At 56.3% G+C, this 19374-nt stretch carries 19 protein-coding genes; 13 read left to right on the top strand and 6 right to left on the bottom strand.

Features of this window, described 5'->3' with window-relative positions:
• The first annotated feature begins 2 nt into the window (after positions 1-2).
• The 13 genes from ACXLHR_RS18090 (at position 3) to ACXLHR_RS18030 (ending at position 14767) form a co-directional block, all read left to right on the top strand.
• Complete coding sequence (locus ACXLHR_RS18090) at positions 3-1088, top strand: ABC transporter ATP-binding protein (RefSeq protein ID WP_458792866.1); 1086 nt, start codon at positions 3-5, stop codon at positions 1086-1088.
• Positions 1085-2734 carry an ABC transporter permease gene (locus ACXLHR_RS18085; protein ID WP_458792865.1) on the top strand — a complete coding sequence of 550 codons (1650 nt, stop codon included), beginning with the start codon at positions 1085-1087 and terminating at the stop codon, positions 2732-2734. The genes ACXLHR_RS18090 and ACXLHR_RS18085 overlap by 4 nt, the downstream gene beginning before the upstream one ends.
• A 104-nt stretch (positions 2735-2838) precedes the next feature.
• Complete coding sequence (locus ACXLHR_RS18080; protein WP_458792864.1) at positions 2839-3873, top strand: LacI family DNA-binding transcriptional regulator; 1035 nt, start codon at positions 2839-2841, stop codon at positions 3871-3873.
• 3 nt (positions 3874-3876) lie between these two features.
• Positions 3877-4845, top strand: coding sequence for an ABC transporter permease (locus ACXLHR_RS18075; RefSeq protein ID WP_458792863.1), 969 nt, complete (start codon positions 3877-3879; stop codon positions 4843-4845).
• The gene (locus ACXLHR_RS18070) at positions 4845-5738 is read left to right on the top strand and encodes a carbohydrate ABC transporter permease (protein ID WP_458792862.1); all 894 of its coding nucleotides are present in this window, start codon (positions 4845-4847) and stop codon (positions 5736-5738) included. The genes ACXLHR_RS18075 and ACXLHR_RS18070 overlap by 1 nt, the downstream gene beginning before the upstream one ends.
• A 22-nt stretch (positions 5739-5760) precedes the next feature.
• On the top strand, positions 5761-7176 hold the full coding sequence (locus tag ACXLHR_RS18065; protein ID WP_458792861.1) for an extracellular solute-binding protein: 1416 nt from the start codon (positions 5761-5763) through the stop codon (positions 7174-7176).
• Complete coding sequence (locus ACXLHR_RS18060; protein WP_458792860.1) at positions 7176-8372, top strand: ADP-ribosylglycohydrolase family protein; 1197 nt, start codon at positions 7176-7178, stop codon at positions 8370-8372. Before ACXLHR_RS18065 ends, ACXLHR_RS18060 begins: the two co-directional genes overlap by 1 nt.
• Positions 8372-10444: an ADP-ribosylglycohydrolase family protein gene (locus ACXLHR_RS18055; RefSeq protein WP_458792859.1), complete on the top strand. Its 2073-nt coding sequence runs from the start codon at positions 8372-8374 to the stop codon at positions 10442-10444. Before ACXLHR_RS18060 ends, ACXLHR_RS18055 begins: the two co-directional genes overlap by 1 nt.
• A gap of 3 nt (positions 10445-10447) precedes the next feature.
• Entirely contained in the window at positions 10448-11512 is a 1065-nt protein-coding gene (locus ACXLHR_RS18050) for an ABC transporter ATP-binding protein (RefSeq protein ID WP_458792858.1), read from the top strand.
• Positions 11509-12726: a CaiB/BaiF CoA transferase family protein gene (locus ACXLHR_RS18045; protein ID WP_458792857.1), complete on the top strand. Its 1218-nt coding sequence runs from the start codon at positions 11509-11511 to the stop codon at positions 12724-12726. Before ACXLHR_RS18050 ends, ACXLHR_RS18045 begins: the two co-directional genes overlap by 4 nt.
• Positions 12723-13568, top strand: coding sequence for an HpcH/HpaI aldolase/citrate lyase family protein (locus ACXLHR_RS18040; protein ID WP_458792856.1), 846 nt, complete (start codon positions 12723-12725; stop codon positions 13566-13568). Before ACXLHR_RS18045 ends, ACXLHR_RS18040 begins: the two co-directional genes overlap by 4 nt.
• Before the next feature lie 43 nt (positions 13569-13611).
• Entirely contained in the window at positions 13612-14406 is a 795-nt protein-coding gene (nagB, locus tag ACXLHR_RS18035) for a glucosamine-6-phosphate deaminase (RefSeq protein WP_458792855.1), read from the top strand.
• Positions 14407-14473: 67 nt separating this feature from the next.
• Positions 14474-14767 (top strand): hypothetical protein, encoded by a 294-nt coding sequence (locus tag ACXLHR_RS18030; RefSeq protein ID WP_458792854.1) that lies wholly within the window; start codon positions 14474-14476, stop codon positions 14765-14767.
• Here the strand turns inward: ACXLHR_RS18030 and ACXLHR_RS18025 are convergent.
• From ACXLHR_RS18025 to ACXLHR_RS18000, 6 genes are all read right to left on the bottom strand, one after another.
• On the bottom strand, positions 14764-15429 hold the full coding sequence (locus ACXLHR_RS18025) for a L,D-transpeptidase (protein WP_458792853.1): 666 nt from the start codon (positions 15427-15429) through the stop codon (positions 14764-14766). The genes ACXLHR_RS18030 and ACXLHR_RS18025 overlap by 4 nt on opposite strands.
• A gap of 156 nt (positions 15430-15585) precedes the next feature.
• Positions 15586-16962 carry an NAD-dependent succinate-semialdehyde dehydrogenase gene (locus ACXLHR_RS18020; RefSeq protein WP_458792852.1) on the bottom strand — a complete coding sequence of 459 codons (1377 nt, stop codon included), beginning with the start codon at positions 16960-16962 and terminating at the stop codon, positions 15586-15588.
• 11 nt (positions 16963-16973) lie between these two features.
• Positions 16974-18266, bottom strand: a complete 1293-nt coding sequence (locus ACXLHR_RS18015; RefSeq protein WP_458792851.1) for an FAD/NAD(P)-binding protein — start codon at positions 18264-18266, stop codon at positions 16974-16976.
• On the bottom strand, positions 18212-18595 hold the full coding sequence (locus tag ACXLHR_RS18010; protein WP_458792850.1) for an FAD/NAD(P)-binding protein: 384 nt from the start codon (positions 18593-18595) through the stop codon (positions 18212-18214). Before ACXLHR_RS18010 ends, ACXLHR_RS18015 begins: the two co-directional genes overlap by 55 nt.
• 135 nt (positions 18596-18730) lie before the next feature.
• Positions 18731-19183, bottom strand: a complete 453-nt coding sequence (locus ACXLHR_RS18005; protein ID WP_458792849.1) for a host attachment family protein — start codon at positions 19181-19183, stop codon at positions 18731-18733.
• The gene (locus ACXLHR_RS18000; protein ID WP_458792848.1) at positions 19170-19346 is read right to left on the bottom strand and encodes a hypothetical protein; all 177 of its coding nucleotides are present in this window, start codon (positions 19344-19346) and stop codon (positions 19170-19172) included. Before ACXLHR_RS18000 ends, ACXLHR_RS18005 begins: the two co-directional genes overlap by 14 nt.
• Positions 19347-19374 lie beyond the last annotated feature (28 nt).

Raw genomic sequence — 19374 nt, 5'->3', positions numbered from 1 at the left:
CGATGACGACGATCACGCTGCGCGATTTGCGCAAGGAATATGGCGATCAGGTTGCCATTCCGAACCTCAATTTGGACATTCGCGACGGCGAGTTTTTCACGTTACTTGGCCCTTCGGGCTGTGGGAAAACCACGCTGTTGCGGATGATTGCCGGATTCAATTCGATCGAATCCGGCACCATTTCGTTTGATGACGCGGTGGTGAATGACCGATCACCTGCCGCGCGCAATATCGGGATGGTGTTCCAGAACTATGCGCTGTTTCCGCAGATGACGGCGGGCAAGAACGTGGCGTTTGGGTTGCAGACACGAAATGTTGGCAAAGCCGAGAATACGCGCCGCGTTGGTGAGGCGTTGGATGCGGTGCATATGGCGCATTTGAAAGACCGGATGCCCGGTGCGATGTCGGGCGGGCAGCAGCAGCGTGTTGCCTTGGCGCGTGCCTTGGTCATTCAGCCTGCGGTGTTGTTGATGGACGAGCCATTGTCGAACCTTGATGCCAAGTTGAGGGTGGAGATGCGCGATGCTATTCGTGATGCACAGCGGGCTTCGCAGATCACGACGGTTTATGTGACCCATGACCAAGAGGAAGCGATGGCGGTGTCGGATCGCATTGCGGTGATTAACCTTGGTGTGGTGCAGCAGGTGGGGTCGCCTGCCGAGATTTATCGCACGCCTGCCAATACATTTGTGGCGCAGTTTATTGGCAAGACAAATTTACTGGATCGCGAGATTGTGGCGCGTGATGGGGTGAGTGTAATTGATTTGGGCGATGGTGTGTTGCGCGATGTGACGACCATGGTGCAGGACGGTTTTTTAGGGTCTGTCCAAGTGTCTGTGCGCCCTGAAGCGGTGCATGCGTCGGGTGACGGGGTGAGTGCTGAAGTGATTGACGAGACGTTTTTGGGGTCTCATTCGCAGGTGCGTGCGCGGTTGAATACCGGTGAGATCGTCGAGTTTTTGGAGTTTTCGCATCGTCCGTCGCGGTGGGCGCGCGGCGATACCGTGGCGCTAGCGCTGGATCTGGAGATGCTGACGTTTTTTGATGCCAAGACGGGTGAAACGGTGATGCGCGGACCTGTGTCGTGAAGTTGCCGGGCGAACGTTATGACGGATGGACGTCGATTGCGCTAGCGCTGACGGCGGGATATTTGCTGATGGTGATCTGGCCGTTGTGCATGGTTTTGGTCGATAGTGTGCAAAGCGAAGACCAGTTTACTTTGGAAGGTTTCGCCAAGTTTTTCTCGTCACGATTGTATTACGGCACTTTGGTCAACAGCATGATGGTGACAGTTTGCGTGACTGTGCTTGCGTTGATGATCGCGTTTCCGCTGGCGTATTTCATGACGATGTTTCGTATTCGCGGTAATCGCACGATACAGATGTTGATTTTGGCGTCGATGATGTCGCCGCCGTTTATTGGCGCTTATTCGTGGATCTTGTTGCTGGGCAATAATGGCATGATTACCAAATGGGTCGAGACGACATTCGGGATTGATGCGCCGAGTATTTACGGATTTCCGGGGATTGTATTGGTGTTGACGTTGCAGTTGGTGCCGCTGATTTTTACCTATCTGATGGGCGCGTGGCGCACGATTGATGTATCGCTTTTGGAGGCTGCCGAGAGCATGGGTGTGACCGGTTGGCGGCGTGCCTTGCAGGTGATTTCGCCGCTGTTGTTTCCGACGGTTTTGGCCGGCAGTTTGTTGGTTTTTGTACGTGCCTTTGCCGATTTTGGCACGCCTATGTTGATCGGGCAGGGGTTTCGCACAGTGCCGGTGTTGATCTACAGCTCGTTCATTGGCGAGGTCAGTATCGATAAAAACTTTGCGGCGGCCGTGTCGGTGATTGTGATTATGGTTACGCTGGCGGTGTTTTTGGTGCAAAAATATATCGTCAACCGTCGCCAGATTTCGATGACCGCGTTGCGCACGATTGAGGCGGTGCCGTTGCGCGGGTGGCGCGGTGTCGCGATGCATGCTTATGTTTACGGGTTTCTTGTGCTGGCGCTTGCGCCGCTGGTTGTGGTGGTTGTCAGTTCGTTTCGCAAGACGCTGTATGGGCAGTTTGTGGCGGGATACACGCTTGATAACTATGTGGATTCGCAGCGTGATATCATCCGTTATGCCACAAATACCTTTAGTATCGGGTTGAGTGCGCTGGCGACTTTGGTCGTGATTGCGGTATTGGTGGCCTATCTGACTGTGCGCCGCAAAGGTGCGTTGAGCAATACGCTCGATACGATGACGATGGTGCCATATGTTGTGCCCGGGTTGGTGATCGGGATTGCCTTGGTCACAACGTTTAGTCAGGGGCCGTTGGTATTGACGGGGACGTTTACCATTATGGTCTTGGCGTTGACGCTGCGCCGGTTGCCTTATGCGGTGCGGTCCACCACGGCGTTGATGTATCAGATTAGCCCGAGTATCGAGGAGGCCGCGATCAGTTTGGGGGCGTCCAAGACTCGCACATTGCTGCGTATTATTGTGCCGGCCCTTGCGCCGGGTATCTTGGCGGGTGCAGTGTTGAGTTGGGTCACGATTATCACCGAGCTAAGCACGACGTTGTTTTTGTATAATACCTCGACGCAGACCTTGTCGTTGGGGATTTATGCCGAGGTGATCCGTGGGCAATTGGGGACGGCTGCGGCGCTGTCTACGCTATTGTTGGTTCTGACAATGGCCTCTTTGTTCTTGCTGATGCGCTTGCCTGGTAGTCGCGAAAATATGGTTTGATAAAGGCTCGAAAATTTTTGCGGAAGAGATGAAAAAACTCTTGGGAACGTTCCCACGGTATGCTAGCATTCTGTAAGCGCAGATCGGGGAGGTCTCTTGTCATTATGAAAAAGCACCGCCAGCAGATCACGATACTGGATGTGGCGCGTTTGTCGGGCCTGTCGAAAAGCACCGTGTCGCGTGCATTGTCGGGTGCGACGAATATCTCGCAGGATGCGCAGGATAAGGTGGCGCAAGTTGTCGCCGAGACCGGCTATCGCCCCAATGATATCGCGCGCAGTTTGCGGTCGGGTCGCACGGGGATTGTCGGGTTATTGATCCCTGATATTGCCAACCCGTTTTGGGCCGATGTGGCACGTGGTGCGCAGGATGCGGCGGCAGAGGTCGGGATTTCGGTTTTGATTTTCAGCTCTGACTGGGATCCCGCGCGTGAAAAACAGCATTTGCAAGCGCTGGTGCAGGCCCGCGTGGACGGGGCGATTGTGAACCCTGTGCGTGATGGGTTGTCCGAGATTGCGCATTTTGATTTGCCAACGGTTTTGATTGGCTCGTCTGCCAGCCGGTTTCCCGCGTTGACGTCTGTGTCGAGTGATATTGATCAGGGTGTAGCGATTGCGTTGGACCGGATTGCCGCCAGTGGGTTGGGGGTGCCTGCGTTTTTGGTCGGCGATGAGGAGCGCAGTGCGCGTGCGCGGTTTTTAAAGGCGGTGCAGGCGTGGGCGGACCTCGCTGGCGTTGTTTGTGATGATCTGGTGCTGGCAAATGGTAAGTATAGTGTGGACGGGGGCCGGATCGCGACGGAAGCGTTGCTGGATGGCGGTGCGGTGCCGCGCGCGATTTTTGCGGCGAATGATTTGATGGCTTTGGGGGCGATGCAGGCCCTGCGAAATCGCGGAATTTCCTGCCCTGATACGGTGGCGGTTTTGGGGTTTGACGGGATTGCAGCGGGTGAGGTTACGACCCCTGCGCTGACGACTGTGGAGAAACCTTCGCGTCAGATCGGCGAGGAATCGTTCCGGTTATTGATCAAGGCGATCAAGGGCGAGCAGGGTGCGCATGTGACGCTACCGTGCCGTTTGCGTGAGCGTGGCACGTTGCCGGACCTTGCGCAGCCGCGCCGTCCTGCGTTGGTGGGATAGAAAATGGACAAAGTTTTGCGTGAAGGTGGGAACGGTCCCATGACGGCGGATCGCGGTGCGGAGCATGACAGTCGGTTTATGCGGCTGCGCGACAGTTTTGCAAAGTGGTGGCCCTATTATTTGATGATGTTGCCGGGGTTGGTATACTTTGGCGTGTTTCATTATTTGCCCGTTTGGGAAGCAAAGTTGGCGTTTGAGGATCTGCGGATTATCGGGCCGAATATCTGGGTCGGGATGAAGCATTTTGCGCAATTATTTGCGTCTCCTGCGTTTGCGCAGGTGTTGTGGAATACATTGATTATTTCGGCGATGAAGATCGTGTTTGTGTTTCCTTTGCCGATTTTTCTGGCGCTTTTGATTAACGAGGTGCGCAATCCACGGTTTCGCCAATCGGTGCAGTCAGTGATTTACCTGCCGCATTTCCTATCGTGGGTGGTGATTGCGGGGATTTTCATTGGTGCACTGTCGCCTGCGGATGGGGCGGTGAACGATTTGCGTGATGCTGTTGGCTTGGACCGTCGTAGCTATATGACCGATTACGGTGCGATCCGTTGGGTGTTGGTCTGGTCAGAGGCGTGGCGTAGTTCGGGGTGGGATTCGTTGTTGTATTTCGCGGCTATCATGTCGATCGACCCGCAACTTTACGAGGCCGCGGAGATGGACGGGGCCAGCCGTTGGCACAAGATGCGTCATATCACTTTGCCGGGTATTGTGCCGACAATTGCCACGCTGTTTATCCTGAATGTGGGCCTGTTTTTGAATGCCGGGTTTGATCAGGTGTTCAACCTGACCAATGACGCCATTCGCGACCGGATCGATATTATCGACACCTATGTTTACCGCCTTGGGATTACGGGTGGGCAGTTCAGCCTCGCCACTGCGGCGGGCCTGTTCAAGGGTGTGATTGGCATGGTGATGATGCTTGGTGCGCATTTCCTGTCCAAGCGTTTGACAGGCAAGGGGGTCTGGTAATGGCATCGCAAAACCGCACAGGGCTTGAACGGGTTGAGGGCGTGATTATTGTATCGGTGCTGCTTGCGCTGGTGGTGATCACTGTGCAGCCGATTTTGAACTTGCTGGCGATATCGCTGTCCGACCCTGCGAATGTGCCGGGTATGAGCGGACTAGCGGTGATCCCCGAGGGGTTGTCGTTTGATATCTGGACCCTGCTTGCCAATCATCCGGCGGTGCAGCGCGGGCTGGTGAATTCGCTGTTTATCACGTTGGCCGCCACGTTGTTGAACGTGACGTTTACCGCGTTGATGGCCTGGGCGTTGTCGCGTCAGCGTTTGCCGCTACGCCGTACGATTTTCATTCTGGTCTTGATTACCATTGTGTTCGAGCCGGGTATTATCCCCGACTATTTTGTGATGCGCCGCTTGGGTCTGCTGGACGAATATGCCTCTGTGATCATCTTTAAGATGGTGAATGCATGGTATCTGATTATTTTGATCCGGTTCTTTGAGGAGGTTCCCGAGGAGCTGATCGAGGCCGCCGAGTTGGATGGGGCTAACCCGTTTCAGGTGTTCTGGCGTGTGGTTTTGCCGCTGGCCAAGCCTGCGTTGGCGACGATCACCCTGTTTTACATCGTCTATCACTGGAACGACTTCCTGCGCCCGATGATCTATTTCAACGATCAGGATAAATGGCCATTGCAAGTAGTTTTGCGCCAGTTTGTTCTGGTCGGTGACAAGGCGGCGATTGTCGGGTTGGAATCTATGGGCAGCTATACGGGTGCCAGCCAGATTGATTTCAAAGCGTTCCGTGCGGGCATGATTTTGTTCACGATTTTGCCAGTGCTGATGATTTATCCGCTGATTTTGAAGTATTTCACTAAAGGCACCATGTCAGGTGCTTTAAAATAACCGCATCAAAGGGAGGACCACGATGCCTAGAATGACCACAACCCGCCGCGCCCTACTTGCTGGCGTTTCAGCCCTACCGTTTCTTGGCATGTTGCCAAGTATGGCGATGGCTGCGTCCGGCACCGTCCGGATCGTGATGAAGGATCTTTTGACGTCCAACCCCGAAGATGTGGATCACATGGCCCGCATCGAGGAAGCGCTGCGCGCGCAGGGTCATGATATCACGCTCGAGATTGTTGACCTGCCGTCCGAGGGTTATGCTGAAAAGCTGAACCTGATGCTCTTGTCGGGTGATATTCCGGATTTGATTTATTTTCAGGGCGGTGACGAGCAGATTTCCCAGCAGGGTGTTTTGCAGGATTTGAATCCGCTGATTGCGCAGACGACATACCTGAAAGATGCGCTATGGCCGCATAATGAGGCGCGTTTGGCGAACTATCCTTACCTGCTTTATGTCTATCCGCCGCGCACTAAATCGCCAGTGATGCGTGCCGATTTGCTGGCCGCGACGGGCGTGCCTGCGCCGACTGACCTGGACACGTGGGACGCGATGTTGCGTGCTATTCCAGGTGCCCAAGCGGGCGATACGACTTTCAAATACGGGATTATTGCGCCTGATAATACGGCTGAGTTGGATGCGGTGTTTGACCCTGCGTTTGGGATCGAGACCACATGGATGCAGGACGAAACAGGTGCATGGACCAATTCGCGTGTCAGCGCAGGTGAACGTGCCAAGTTGGCGTGGTATGCCAGCCTGTTTGCCGACGGCGTGCTTGACCCCGAGTTTGTGACCACGAACTGGGAAGCGAAAGAGGACAAGTTTTACACCGGTGGCGTTGGTGTTGTGATGGGCTCTGCCGGTCCTGTGATCGGGATTTACGAGAACAAGATGGCACAGGTTAATCCGGGTGCCGAGATGGTGTTGTTGGAGCCTGCAGCAGGTTTGCAGGCAGTTGACGTGTCCAAAGAAAGCCGTGGGTTTGCGGTGCCTGTGACCTCGGAAAACCCCGAGGCTGTGATGGCGTTTCTGGACTTTGTCGCCAGTCCTGACGGGCAGTTCCTTGACCGTCTGGGGTTCGAGGGCAAGCATTATACCCGTGACGGTGACACGCTGACGGCGACTGCGGAATTTGGCGCATGGTATCCGCGGTTCATCATTGCCGATCCGTCGGAATACACGCCACCGATTAATGCTTTGTCAGATCTGGCGCAGGGATCGCTGGATCAGGGTGTTACGCATTTCCGTCCTGATAATGCGTTTGTCTGGCCGTCTGAACTGGCCGCTGCTGTGGACGGCGCGGAGAGCTATTACCGCACGGCTGTGTTCCGTTTTGTATCGGGCAATTTGTCGATCGAGGATGATTGGGATGCCTATGTACAGGGCTGGTTGGATGCTGGTGGTCAGGCGATGACCGATTATGCACGGACACTGATGTAATGGGTAAGACGGAAAATAAAGGCGGCTCCGCATTGCGGGGTCGTGTCCGTGCGGTGGTTCATGGCGTTGCTTATGGCGACGCTATGGGCGCGCCTGTCGAGAAACTGTCTGCCGCTGAAATTCGCGAGCGCTATGGTCGTGTGACGTCACTGCGTACCAAATGGCACCGCGACGGGCAAAGCGAAGCGGCGCGCAATGGCCGTGTCAGGGGCAACGGCATTGTCACCGATGACACCGCCATGACGCTGGGCCTGATGCGGATTTATCAGCGCGAGCTGCGGCATCTTGATGCTTGGGACATGGGTGATGGCATGGTCCGCGAGATCACCTGGGAGCGGCTTTGGGTGCCAGAGTTGCAACGCGAAGCGCCGCTGATTGAGCGGTTGTTCTACCCCGAAAAGTGGATTTTTCAGCGGCATCAATTGTCGGGCTGTGATCCGCGTCAGGGTGGTGTTGGCAATATGGTGAACTGCGGTGCTGCGATGTATATCGCGCCTGTGGGTGTGGTGAATGCGGGTGATCCCAAGGCGGCCTACGACGAGGCGATCAATTTCGCGATGGGCCACCAGCAAAGCTATGGCCTTGAAGCGGCAGGGGTTTTGGCGGGCGCAATTGCGCAGGCCTTTGTGCCGGATACGACGGTAGATGATATTGTGCGTGTGGCCCACGACCTAGCGCATGACGGCACCCGCACGGCGATTGCGGCGATTGTCGAGGCTGCCGAGGACCTGCGCCAGAAAGGTGCGGACGCCGATGAGGTCACTGATGTGTTCCATAAGATCATCGCGCAATTTTCGGTGATGGGCGACGATCTGGTGCATACGCCCGAAAAGGCGGGTCGTGCGACCGATGCTTATCAGCCGTCACGTTTGCTCTCTATTGAGGAGTTGCCGCTGGCGCTGGGGTTCTGCATCACGACTGCTGGCGATTTCAAGCAGGCGGTTGAGGACGGGATCAATTCGGGTCGCGATACGGATTCTATCGGAGTCATGGCGGGGGCTGTTTTGGGCGCGCTGCATGGCGAGCGGGTGATTGATCCTGAGGACGCGGCATTGCTTGATGAATCTAACAGGCTAGACCTGACCGCGCTTTCTGACCGCTTTACTGACACTGTGACGGATATTCACACCGCTGACGCGGCGCGCGCTGAACTGGCGCAATCCACACGTAGCAAACTGACGACAAAGGCCACTTAATGACACCTGACCAAATCCGCGAAAAAATCTATGCTGGCATCTTAGGCAAAGCTGCAGGCGTGCGTTTGGGCGCGCCGGTTGAGCCGACCGCATGGACCCATGACCGCATCCGCGACACCTACGGCGAATTGACTGGATACGTCCGTGATTACCGCAACTTTGCAGCGGATGATGACACAAACGGGCCGTTCTATTTTGTTCGCCCGCTGTGGGATGAGGGTACGTTGACACCAGCGTCGGCTGGCCGGAACTGGTTGAATTATATAGCAGACGGGCATGGTATGTTGTGGTGGGGCGGCTTTGGCATCTCGACCGAGCAGACTGCTTACACGCATTTGCAGGCGGGGATTGTACCGCCCGAGACGGGATCGATTGCGCGCAATGGTTTGATTTCTGCCGAGCAGATTGGCGGTCAGATTTTTAGCGATTGTTGGGGTTGGGTCAATCCGGGTGATCCGGCAAAAGCCGCGGAGATGGCACGAATTGCGGGGTGTGTATCGCATGATGGCGAGGCGTTGGAGGGGGCTGCGTATGTTGCGGCGGCCACTGCTGCGGCGTTTACCGCGAGTGATATTCAGGAAGTGCATGAGATTGCCCGCAGTTATGTGGCTGATGGCACTGCGTATGCTGCTGTTTTGGATGCGGTTGTGGCGTGGCATAAGGCACACCCTGACGACTGGCGGTCGTGTTTTGCGATGCTGGAGCGTGATTTTGGTTATGATAAATGGACCGGCGTTTGCCATGTGATTCCCAATGCGGGGGTTGTCGTTTTGGGGCTGCTATACGCGCAGGGCGACATGCCGCGCGCGATTGAGATTACCTCGATGTGCGGTTGGGATACCGATTGTAACGCGGGCAATGCGGGTAGCATTGTAGGCATTTTGCAAGGTGTGCAGACCGATTGGGACAGATATCGCCGTCCGATCAATGACACGCTGATTGTGTCTGGTGTGACGGGGGCGATGAATATTGTAGATATCCCCAGCTTTGCGCGCGACCTGACGGTGCTGGCCTTGCGCCAGATCGGCGGCGCGGTGCCTGACGGGTGGGAGGCGCAGGCGCATATGCGCGGCGTTGATTTCGATTTCACCCTGCCGGGTGTTACTCATGGCATCAGGGCCGAAGGATCGCACCGTTTGCGGGTGATGCCGGGGTTGCGTGAGGATGCGTTGGCGGTTCAGATTGACCGCTGGGCAGGCGGCGAAAACGGTCGCGTGTTTTGGAAACCGTTCTACCGCCAGGCCGATTTTGACGATAACCGCTATCGTCCGATGCTGTCGCCAGTGGCAGCGAACGGGCAAGAGGTGACGTTATCGTTGCGCGGGACAGAGCCTATTGAAGGCCCGCGTGCGGTGCAATTCGTGCCATATATCCGCCGCGCGATGTCTGGCGAGATCGAGGAATTGGGTGCTTGGCAGGACTTGCCGCGCGACTGGAAAGAAGTCAGCGTAACCTTGCCTGAGGGCGATGAGGCGATTGACGAGATTGGCATCAAGCTAGAACAGCAGGATGAGAAACGCGTCTTGATGTATGTTGAGTTGCGTCATCTGCGGATTTCGGGGCTGGGGCATACGGTGATTGATCCACGGCTTGAGGCCGAAGAATGGGGTGTTGTCAGTCGCTTTACGTTCAACCGTGGGGTGTGGGGTTTGCAGGATGGCTGTATCACGGGGACGACGCAAACAGACGCCGACCTGTGGACTGGCCACCATTTTGCTGCTGACCAGATTGTGACGGCGAAAATCACGCGCAAGATGGGTGATAGTCATCTGATCGTGGCCCGTGCCAGCGGCAACGCGCGTTATTATGCGGCCGGTATCGAGGATGGGCAGGCCGTGATTGTTGCCGAGGATTTTGGTACCACTGTGCTGGCACGCGGCGAGATTGATGGGGCGCTGGACGGTCAGATCACGCTTGTTTTCTCGGCTATCGGGGATCAACTGACGTTGCAGGTCAACGGTGAAACCGTCCTGACCACCACCGATACCCGTCATCCAAGGGGTATGTCGGGGCTGCGCATGGCAACGGCGGGCCAGATCCTTTGTCACCACTTTGAAATTATGGAGAGCTAAGCGATGGGCCAAATCACCTTAGACAATATCGGCAAAAGCTATGGCAAGGTCGAGATATTGTCGGGCATTAACCTAGAGATTACCGAGGGTGAATTTGTGGTGCTGGTTGGCCCGTCCGGTTGCGGAAAATCGACCCTTTTGCGGATGATTGCGGGGTTGGAGGATATCAACAAGGGGCAGATCATCATTGATGGTGTGACCGCCAATCGTATCCCTGCAAAGAAGCGTGGGCTTGCGATGGTGTTTCAATCTTATGCGCTATATCCGCATATGAATGTGGCGGATAACATGAGTTTTGCGCTGCGTTTGGCACGTGCGCCCAAGGCGGAAATCGCGCAAAAGGTAAAGCATGCGGCGGATATTCTGGGGCTGACCGATTATCTGGACCGTGTGCCGCGCGAACTGTCGGGCGGCCAGCGGCAGCGCGTTGCGATGGGCCGCGCGATTGTGCGTGATCCAGAGGCGTTTTTGTTTGACGAACCGCTGTCGAACCTTGATGCCAAGCTGCGGGTGCGGATGCGGTCGGAGATCAAAAAGCTACATCAGCGTTTGGGCAAGACGATGATTTATGTGACCCATGACCAGACGGAAGCCATGACAATGGCCGACAGGATTGTTGTGCTGAATGACGGGGGAATTGCGCAGGCTGGACCGCCAAAAGAGCTATACGCCAATCCTGAGTCGCAGTTTGTTGCCAGCTTTATCGGGTCGCCCGAGATCAATATTTTGCCAGCAAAATCGCATGGTCCCGAGGCGTTGCATGTCACGTTGGATGACGGCACTAAATTGCCGTTGCCACGCGGTTTAAATCTGCCCGCCGGCACATCCGTGAATTATGCGGTGCGCCCGCAGACGATTGCGTTAGATCCCAGCGGGACGCCGGCAAAGGTTGTTCTGGTTGAGCCGACAGGTGAGGTGGTCGAAGCATCATTGACCTTGGCGGGTCATGATATTGTGGCCGTGTTGCCAGAGGCCGCAGGGCTAAAGACCGGCGATGATATTCACATCGGGATTTTGCCTGACCGCATTTTTGTGTTCGATGCGCAGACTGGCGGCCGTTTGATATGACATGGGCGCGTGCAGACTGGTGTGATGATAAGCGCGGGCCAATGGTGGGCTTGCGGGTATTGGACCTGTCGCGCCTTGTAGCGGGTAATATGACCTCGCTTCAGATGGCGGATTTTGGAGCTGAGGTCATCAAGGTCGAACCTTTGCCGCGCGGTGATCCACTGCGCGCGTGGCAGCAGCAGGGCGTGTCGAGTTTCTGGAAAGCCTACGCGCGCAACAAGCAATCGCTAGGTCTTGATTTTCGCACTGACGGGGCCGCGCAGGTGTTGGAAGCGCTGATTGCGGGTGCTGACGTTGTGATCGAAAACTTTCGACCTGGCACGTTCGAGCAGATGGGGTTTGCGCCTGAGGACTTGCTAAAGCGTTATCCTGAATTGATTATTCTGCGGATTTCCGGTTTTGGGCAGGTCGGTCCTTATGCCAAACGTCCGGGATTTGGCACGTTGATCGAAGGCATGTCGGGGTTTGCTGCGCGTAATGGTCCGGCGGGCGGCGAGCCGTTACTGCCGCCGCTGGCGCTGGCTGATATGGTTGCAGGGCTTTACGGGGCCAATGCGGTGTCGATGGCGCTGCGTGCGCGCGATGCAGGGCAGGGGGGGCAAGCGATTGATCTATCCCTGCTAGATGCGATGACCTCTGTTTTAGGACCGGAGGCACTTGATTTTGCGATCACTGGCGCGCCTAAGCCGCGTGTTGGCAACGGGTCCAATACGTCGTCGCCGCGCAATGCATATCTGACGTCTGATCAGCATTGGATTGCGGTGTCAGGGTCGATGCAGTCGATGGCAGAGCGGTTATTTCACGCGATTGATCGGGCCGATATGATCAGTGATCCTCGTTTTGCGACCAATGCCGATCGTCTGGCGCATCGCGGGCAGGTGGATGATATTGTGGCCGCGTGGTTTGCTGCGCGGACCCGTGCGGAGGCGATGGACGTCATGACGCAAGCTGGTGTGACGGCTGCGCCGTTGTTTGATATTTCTGATATTTCCAAGGATATCCATTTTGTCGAGCGCGGCATATTTGTCGAGGTGCCAGATGCTGATCTGACGCGTGCCGCGATTCATGCGCCTGTGCCACGTCTATCAAAAACGCCAGCCAGTTTGCGCCATGCCGCGCCTGAATTAGGCCAACATACCGATGCTATTTTAACGGCGGCTGGTTATGACAGCGCCGCGATTGCGGATTTACGTGGCAGGGGGGTGGTCGCGTGACGTGGCGGTCTTTGCTTTATGTGCCTGCAAACATGCCCCGGTTTTTGGATAAGGCGCAGTCGCGCGGTGCGGATGCACTGATCCTTGATCTGGAAGATAGTGTGCCGGATGCGCGCAAGGTTGAGGCGCGACAGATATTGGCGGCACATTGGGAAGCGTTGCGTGGTGGACCGTCCGATCTGATTGTGCGGATTAACGGCGATATCCGCCGTGCGGTGTCTGATCTGGAGGCGGTCGTCAAAGACGGGTTGGCCGCAATTTATGTGCCGAAGGTTACCGGACCTGAGATTATCGTGCATTTCGACGGGTTGATTGCGGAACTGGAAGCAGAGCGGGGCATCACAGTAGGCACGGTCAAACTTGTGCCGATGATCGAGACGCCAGAGGCGTTGGAGTTGGCATTCGAGATCGCGTCGGCGGTGCCGCGTGTCGTGGGGTTGACGCTTGGGTCGGAAGATTTTGCGACCGCTTGCGGTATGCAGCCCACGCCTGAGAACCTGTTTTCTGCGCGCCAACGCGTTGTCTTTGCGGCGAGTGCGGCGGGGATTGGTGCGTTTGGACTACTCGATTCTGTGGCGGACCTGTCGCGGGATGGGTTGCCTGAACTGGTCGTGCGGGCCAAGAATTTCGGGTTTGTCGGCGCATCGGCAGTGCATCCTGACGCGATTGCATGGCTGAATGCGGGATTTGAAGAAACTGCGGCAAGTCGCGATTGGGCGACAAGCGTGATTGAGGCGCTTGATTTGGCTGAATTGCAGGGGACGGGGGCTGCACGGCTCGATGGGCGGATGATTGACCGGCCTATGCGCTTGCGTGCAGAGGCGATTTTGCGCAAGACCTAGCGGTGGGTGATCGGCTGATCGCCAATGACAAGGAGACCGCCAGATGAAAGTTTTTATTCTTGATGATAGTGCCGCGGCGATTGCCCGTGCAGCGCAGATTGTCGCGCAGACGGTGCGTCATAAACCGGATGCCGTATTGGGGTTGGCCACGGGAGGCACGATGTTGCCGCTATATGCGCAGTTGCGTGCGCGGCATGTGTCCGAAGGATTGTCGTTTGCAAAGGTGACCACGTTTAATCTGGACGAATATATCGGCCTCGCCCCTACGCATCCGCAATCCTATCACAGCTACATGCGCGAGGCGTTGTTTGATCATATCGACATTGATCTGGCTCGCACCCATTTGCTGCGTGGTGATGCCGCTGATCCCGTGTGCGAAGCGGAGCGTTATGAGGAGAAGATTGCACAGAGTGGAGGCATTGATTTGCAATTGCTCGGCATCGGGAGAAACGGCCATATCGGGTTCAACGAGCCGACATCGAGCCTAGCGTCGCGCACCCGTATCAAGACACTGGCGGAGGATACCCGCAATGCCAATATGGCATATTTCAGCGCCGCAGACGAAACCCCGCGTTATGCGCTGACGATGGGTGTTGGTACGATCCTTGCCACAAAGGCATGTGTGCTTGTGGCTACAGGTGCGGCGAAAGCGGAAGCGGTGATGCAGATGATTGAGGGTCCGGTAAGCGCATTCTGTCCCGCATCGGCGCTGCAAATGCACCCCCATGCGACGGTGGTACTGGATGCGCAGGCTGCTGCATTGTTGAAATTCACGGCTTACTATCAGCATGTTCATCCGGATGGCCGCGACAATGAATTTGATGCGCGTGACGGGTAGATCTCCTATTTCCCTCAGCCCTGCTAGCTGCCACAATGGGTTATGAGGCACCTTGAAAGGGTATATGATGACATCAAAAGCAATCTTTTTCGCAGTCGGGTTCGGCGCACTGGCCGCTTGCGAGCCAGTTACTTTGGACTCTGCGCCGCAAGTTCCGACACTGCAGGAGCAGGTTTTGACGCAGCTCGCCGAGGTAGCGGGTCCAAATCAGGACATTCAGACCGCCCGCTTGAGCCCTGAGGACAACTGCTATTGGTTCCAATATGTGGGTCCGGTCGAGACAACAGAGTTGCCTCTTTTGAACAAACAGGGCGGCCGGATTTGTGGTTCGACACCGGAGCCGGTTGAGGCCGCCAGTTAAGTTCTGGCGCTCGCTCCGTCTTCTGGTGCGTAAAGGATTGCCTGAGATCCGGTTTCCACCTGATCATAAAGCCCGATGATATGGGCCATGACCATACGCACGCAACCCGAGCTGGCACGCTGCCCGATCGAGCGGGGCGAAGGTGTGCCGTGAATGCGTAGGTAGGTGTCGCGGTTGCCCACATACAGATACAAGGCGCGTGACCCAAGCGGGTTGTTCGGCCCTGCGTCCACGCCCTCGCTATGCCGTTCATAGGACGCCGGATCGCGTTCGATCATTGCAGGAGTTGGCGTCCATGTCGGCCATTTCACCTTGCGCTTGATCGTATAAGTTCCCGGCTCGTAGAGATTGCCTTTTGCGATGGCGACGCCGTAACGCATGGCAGTCCCATCGGGCTGGATATGGTAGAGATAACGCGCGACCGCATCGACGTGGACATCACCCGGCACCAGCCCGTCATTGGCCTGCACGCGTTGCGGCAAGAACCGCTCGTGAAAGCCCCAAGGATTGGTTTTCGCCGGATCATAATTCGCTGGAGTGACCCGTGCGTCCCATTGCGCCCATTTTGAACTGGGCGATGTAGGGGCGGCAAGCGCGGGGCCTGCGATGGGCAGCGAAAAAAGCGCGCCGGTGGTCTGGATAAAATGGCGTCTAGTCAGCATGTTCGAATTCCTGTTCAAGTAGGGCGCCAATAGCGTCGATGTGGCCATTGGCGTCCGTTTTGAGTGTAAACAATTATTGTCCGGTGTCCAACTCAAGTCTTTGTTCGTGCGAGTTAGGAGGGGCGCATGTTGTTTTAGTGTGATGACATCGCGGATTTATGGCAAATAGATTGCTTTGACGTTCACGAATTCTTTAATGCCAAAACCGCCGTGTTCGCGCCCGTAACCGGAATTTTTAACGCCGCCAAAGGGCATGTTCGGGTCAGCAGCGCCAAAGGAATTGATCCTTACCATACCGGTGTCGAAATGGTCCCGCGCCAGTTTTATCGCGTGATCTTCGTCTTTACAAAAGATGCCACCGCCAAGGCCATAGCGGCTCTCGTTGGCGATACGCATGGCGTCCACGTCGTCGCGGGCTCTGATCACCGAGGCCACTGGGCCAAAGATTTCATCGTCGTATGCGGGCATACCTGCCGTGAGTTCGGTCAGCACGGTGGGCGGATAAAAGGCCCCTTTGCGGTCGGGCGCTGTGCCGCCGCACATGATTTTGGCGCCTTTTTCTACACTTTCCTCCACTTGCTTTTTGACCGTGTCGAATTGGTCCTGACTTGAAAGCGGACCGAGTTGTGTGGATTTATCGGTCGGATCGCCCATTTTCATCGCGTCCATTGCCGCCACGAATGCATCAACAAAAGCGTCGTAGTTTTTGTCAGTTACGATGAACCGTTTGGCTGAAACGCAGGTCTGGCCATTGTTATAAAGCCGTCCCATGACCGAGAATTTTACGGCCGTCTCGATGTCGGCGTCATCTAGCACGAGGTAGGCATCATTGGAGCCGAGCTCTAGCACGGTTTTCTTGAGCGCTTTTGCCGCCATTGCGCCAACGTGCCGGCCTGTGCCGTCGCTGCCTGTCATTGTGACGGCGCGAACGCGCGGATGCGCAATTAACTTGTCGCTGGTGTCGTGGTCAATGAGGACAACTTGGAACAGCTCGCGCGGCAGGCCCGCGTCAATGCAGAGTTCGCGCAACCGCAGCGCTGATCCGGTGCAGATGCTTGCGTGTTTGAGCACACATCCATTCCCTGCCATCAGGTTTGCGGCCAGCACGCGCAGGGGTTGGTAAAGCGGGAAATTCCATGGCTGGATCGAGTCAATCACGCCGATGGGTTGATAGGTCACGATGCCGCGCTTGCCATCAGCGCCGTGGGTTCGATCTTCGTCAGCCAGAAAATCAGGTCCGTTTTTCGCCGTGTACTCAAGGATCGCGGCGCAGAGTTCGACCTCGGTGTATCCATCTTTCAACAGTTTTCCGGTCTCGGCGGTCATGAGCGCGGCGAGTTCGTCTGCATGATCACGCAGCTTTTGCGCGATCTTTGTGAGGTAAGGTGCGCGGTCGGTGTGGGACAGCTTGCGCCAGTCCTCAAACGCTTCGTGGCAGGCTTCCAGTCGGGCGATGGCGTCTTCTTCGCTCATCAGGTCATAGGTTTTGATGTTCTGCTCTGTGGCGGGGTTTGTAGTGGTGATCGTTGACATGGTCACTCCTTTTAGGTTGCCGACCCAACGGTTGTCGCGGACATTGGTTCCTTGGCGATCACGGCTTGCGCCCATTTGGCGGGTTTTGAGCCGAAGCAATCATGGAGCGAATCCACGGCGATGACACTGCCCAAGGTCAGCCGTCCGAGCATACCGGCGTCGCGAGAATGTGTCAGATGCCCGTCGCAAGTGATCTGTGCGCCAAGGTCATCGGTGACGGCCGCCATATGCCACGCGTCTTGCAAGCCGCACAAAAGCGGATCGCTGACGTCGTGCAGGCAGGGTGCGGGCAGTACTGCGTCTATCATCACATGCGCCAGTGTTTCGTCGTCGTTCTCGGACAGCGACCAGCCGTCGGGTGTTGGCATAATGGCGGGGTCGTCGACTTTGCCCAAGGTCACGAGGCCGAGATCAATCAAAGCCAGCAACTGTTCGGCGGCACTGACAGGCGGGCCGTAGCTGTAGCGTTTGAGGCCCTCGTCAAATGCGATAATCGCGGCGGCGGTATCTGGTGGGTGACCTGCGGTGTTAAATCCGTCGCGGATTTCTGTCTGCCATTTGCGCCAGATTTGCCCGATGACATAGCCGATCGAGGGGCTAATGCGGCCATGCGCCATGGCGATAAACGCGGTCAGGCTTTGGTAGGCGGTGCGAGTGTTTTGTGCGCCAGGGTCCTCGCGTTCAACGGCGAGCCATCGGGTAATGTCTTGTGCGGTTTTCGCATCGTTGTGGGCCTGCAAGATGCGCAGGGTCGGCTCAATCAAAGCGGTACAGATAGTTTCGACAGGGCCTTTTTCAATGGCGTGTTGCAGGGCGCGGGTCTCTGTGGGCAGCGGGTCAAATTTGGCGTCTAACGCGGCGGTTGCAGGTTTGGCGGCGGGCGGTTGTCCATTTAGTGAAAAAGGCAGGATTTTGCGTGGCTCGTTCCCTGAAGGGGTGTATTTTCCTTGCGAAAACGTACCCCCGGTGCCTTCGGTTAAGGCACGCAGGACGTCGAAAGTTGACAGACCAAGGCCACGCACAGCCACCGTTTTGCCGTTCCAATCGGCGGCGGCGGCGATCAGGGCATTGACGGGGTACGCCGGCATCAACGTCAGAGCGTGCGCGTGTGCGTGTTTGGTCCAGCGTTGCAGCTGTTTGTCGGGGGTGGTTTCCGGCTGGCCTTGCGACAGCAGAATTTCATCGTAAGGACCATGCTGCCCGCTTTGCGTGAACAACATCCAACCTGAGCTGGTATGCGCGGCACGGATCACGGTGTGTTGCAGGTGGGTGGTGCTGATATAATTTGACAGCGTATCGCGCACCACTTGGGTGCGGGCGGTGAAATACGCGCCAAGATCGCTGCGCGGTGGTAGTCATGCGCAGACCAGTCGGCAAACGTACCAATTTTGCCGGACAGAAACGCGGGCGGATCAATGTCGAGCGCTCTGACAGGGATATTTAAAAGGGATAATGGGCTTTGATCAGGAGCGAAATTCGGGCCTGCGCCGAGATGGTGTTGTGGGTCAAAAATGTCGATTGTGATCTTAGTTAATTTTTGGGTAGATGCGGTTCCCAATGCTTCTAACGCGCCAAGGCCGCGCGGTCCGAACCCGACGATCGCAATGCGGCGGTCTTTGGTGTGTCGCGTCATCTGGCGGGCCTTTGAAATGCAGGTTTGATCGGTGCCAGCAAAGGTGGCGGTGATGAATAAGATATCGGTATCGGCGGGGTTATATGAGCAGGGCCGATGCAGATGACTGCTATCGGCCCCGTGATACGTGCGGTTCTATGCTGCGAGATCGTTCACAAGGATTTTCTCGATGTCTTGCAGCGCGTGGTTGGTTAGCGTTTTGGGGATCTCGGCGATCACTTTATCCGTGACGACCTGATGCAATTTCGCGCGCAGCTCGCCCAAGATATTCGGAGCCGCAGCAAGGATAATCTTTTCAAAGTCGCCGTTGTGCGCCCGCTTGTAAAGAATATCGGCAAGGTCAGCAGCAAAGCGTTCTTTGGCGAGTTCGTGCCAGTCGGTGTCGTCGTAGGCAGATTTGCCATGCGTCGCACTTTGCCCCACACGACCGGGCCTGTTGGCCGATTGGTCAATGTCTTTGGGGTTTTCCTGTTCTTCCTTGCGGATCACTTGCAGGTTCGGGTTTTCCGCATCTGTCTCATTACGCAGAAACAGCGCTTTTTCACCGTCCGCGATTAGCACCCATGTGCCGTTTTCAATCTGCGTCATTGTCATACCCCTCTGTCGGTGCAATTTCATCCGCTGTTTTGCGGGTGTGGCTGACGCCTGTCACAAGTGGGTCATCGCTGTCAGGCTTGCCTTTGGCGCCTGCAACGGATGTGTCTTTTGCCATTTTTGGAGGCTGGTCTTTGGGGTTTTTATCTTCGGCCATTGGTCGTCTCCTGTATTAAATGTCTGCA

The sequence above is a fragment of the Yoonia sp. MH D7 genome, assembly GCF_054439475.1.
The sequence above is the reverse complement of the archived record's forward strand: the minus strand, read 5'-3'. Positions and strand labels throughout refer to the sequence as shown.

What these genes read in the sequence shown, in the direction of transcription:
- ACXLHR_RS18090 (WP_458792866.1), top strand. Translation starts at nt 3, where the DNA reads ATGACGACGATCACGCTGCGCGATTTGCGCAAGGAATATGGCGATCAG.
- ACXLHR_RS18080 (WP_458792864.1), top strand. Translation starts at nt 2,839, where the DNA reads ATGAAAAAGCACCGCCAGCAGATCACGATACTGGATGTGGCGCGTTTG.
- ACXLHR_RS18075 (WP_458792863.1), top strand. Translation starts at nt 3,877, where the DNA reads ATGGACAAAGTTTTGCGTGAAGGTGGGAACGGTCCCATGACGGCGGAT.
- ACXLHR_RS18070 (WP_458792862.1), top strand. Translation starts at nt 4,845, where the DNA reads ATGGCATCGCAAAACCGCACAGGGCTTGAACGGGTTGAGGGCGTGATT.
- ACXLHR_RS18065 (WP_458792861.1), top strand. Translation starts at nt 5,761, where the DNA reads ATGCCTAGAATGACCACAACCCGCCGCGCCCTACTTGCTGGCGTTTCA.
- ACXLHR_RS18060 (WP_458792860.1), top strand. Translation starts at nt 7,176, where the DNA reads ATGGGTAAGACGGAAAATAAAGGCGGCTCCGCATTGCGGGGTCGTGTC.
- ACXLHR_RS18055 (WP_458792859.1), top strand. Translation starts at nt 8,372, where the DNA reads ATGACACCTGACCAAATCCGCGAAAAAATCTATGCTGGCATCTTAGGC.
- ACXLHR_RS18050 (WP_458792858.1), top strand. Translation starts at nt 10,448, where the DNA reads ATGGGCCAAATCACCTTAGACAATATCGGCAAAAGCTATGGCAAGGTC.
- ACXLHR_RS18045 (WP_458792857.1), top strand. Translation starts at nt 11,509, where the DNA reads ATGACATGGGCGCGTGCAGACTGGTGTGATGATAAGCGCGGGCCAATG.
- nagB (WP_458792855.1), top strand. Translation starts at nt 13,612, where the DNA reads ATGAAAGTTTTTATTCTTGATGATAGTGCCGCGGCGATTGCCCGTGCA.
- ACXLHR_RS18030 (WP_458792854.1), top strand. Translation starts at nt 14,474, where the DNA reads ATGACATCAAAAGCAATCTTTTTCGCAGTCGGGTTCGGCGCACTGGCC.
- ACXLHR_RS18025 (WP_458792853.1), bottom strand. Translation starts at nt 15,429, where the DNA reads ATGCTGACTAGACGCCATTTTATCCAGACCACCGGCGCGCTTTTTTCG.
- ACXLHR_RS18020 (WP_458792852.1), bottom strand. Translation starts at nt 16,962, where the DNA reads ATGTCAACGATCACCACTACAAACCCCGCCACAGAGCAGAACATCAAA.
- ACXLHR_RS18010 (WP_458792850.1), bottom strand. Translation starts at nt 18,595, where the DNA reads ATGACGCGACACACCAAAGACCGCCGCATTGCGATCGTCGGGTTCGGA.
- ACXLHR_RS18005 (WP_458792849.1), bottom strand. Translation starts at nt 19,183, where the DNA reads ATGACGCAGATTGAAAACGGCACATGGGTGCTAATCGCGGACGGTGAA.
- ACXLHR_RS18000 (WP_458792848.1), bottom strand. Translation starts at nt 19,346, where the DNA reads ATGGCCGAAGATAAAAACCCCAAAGACCAGCCTCCAAAAATGGCAAAA.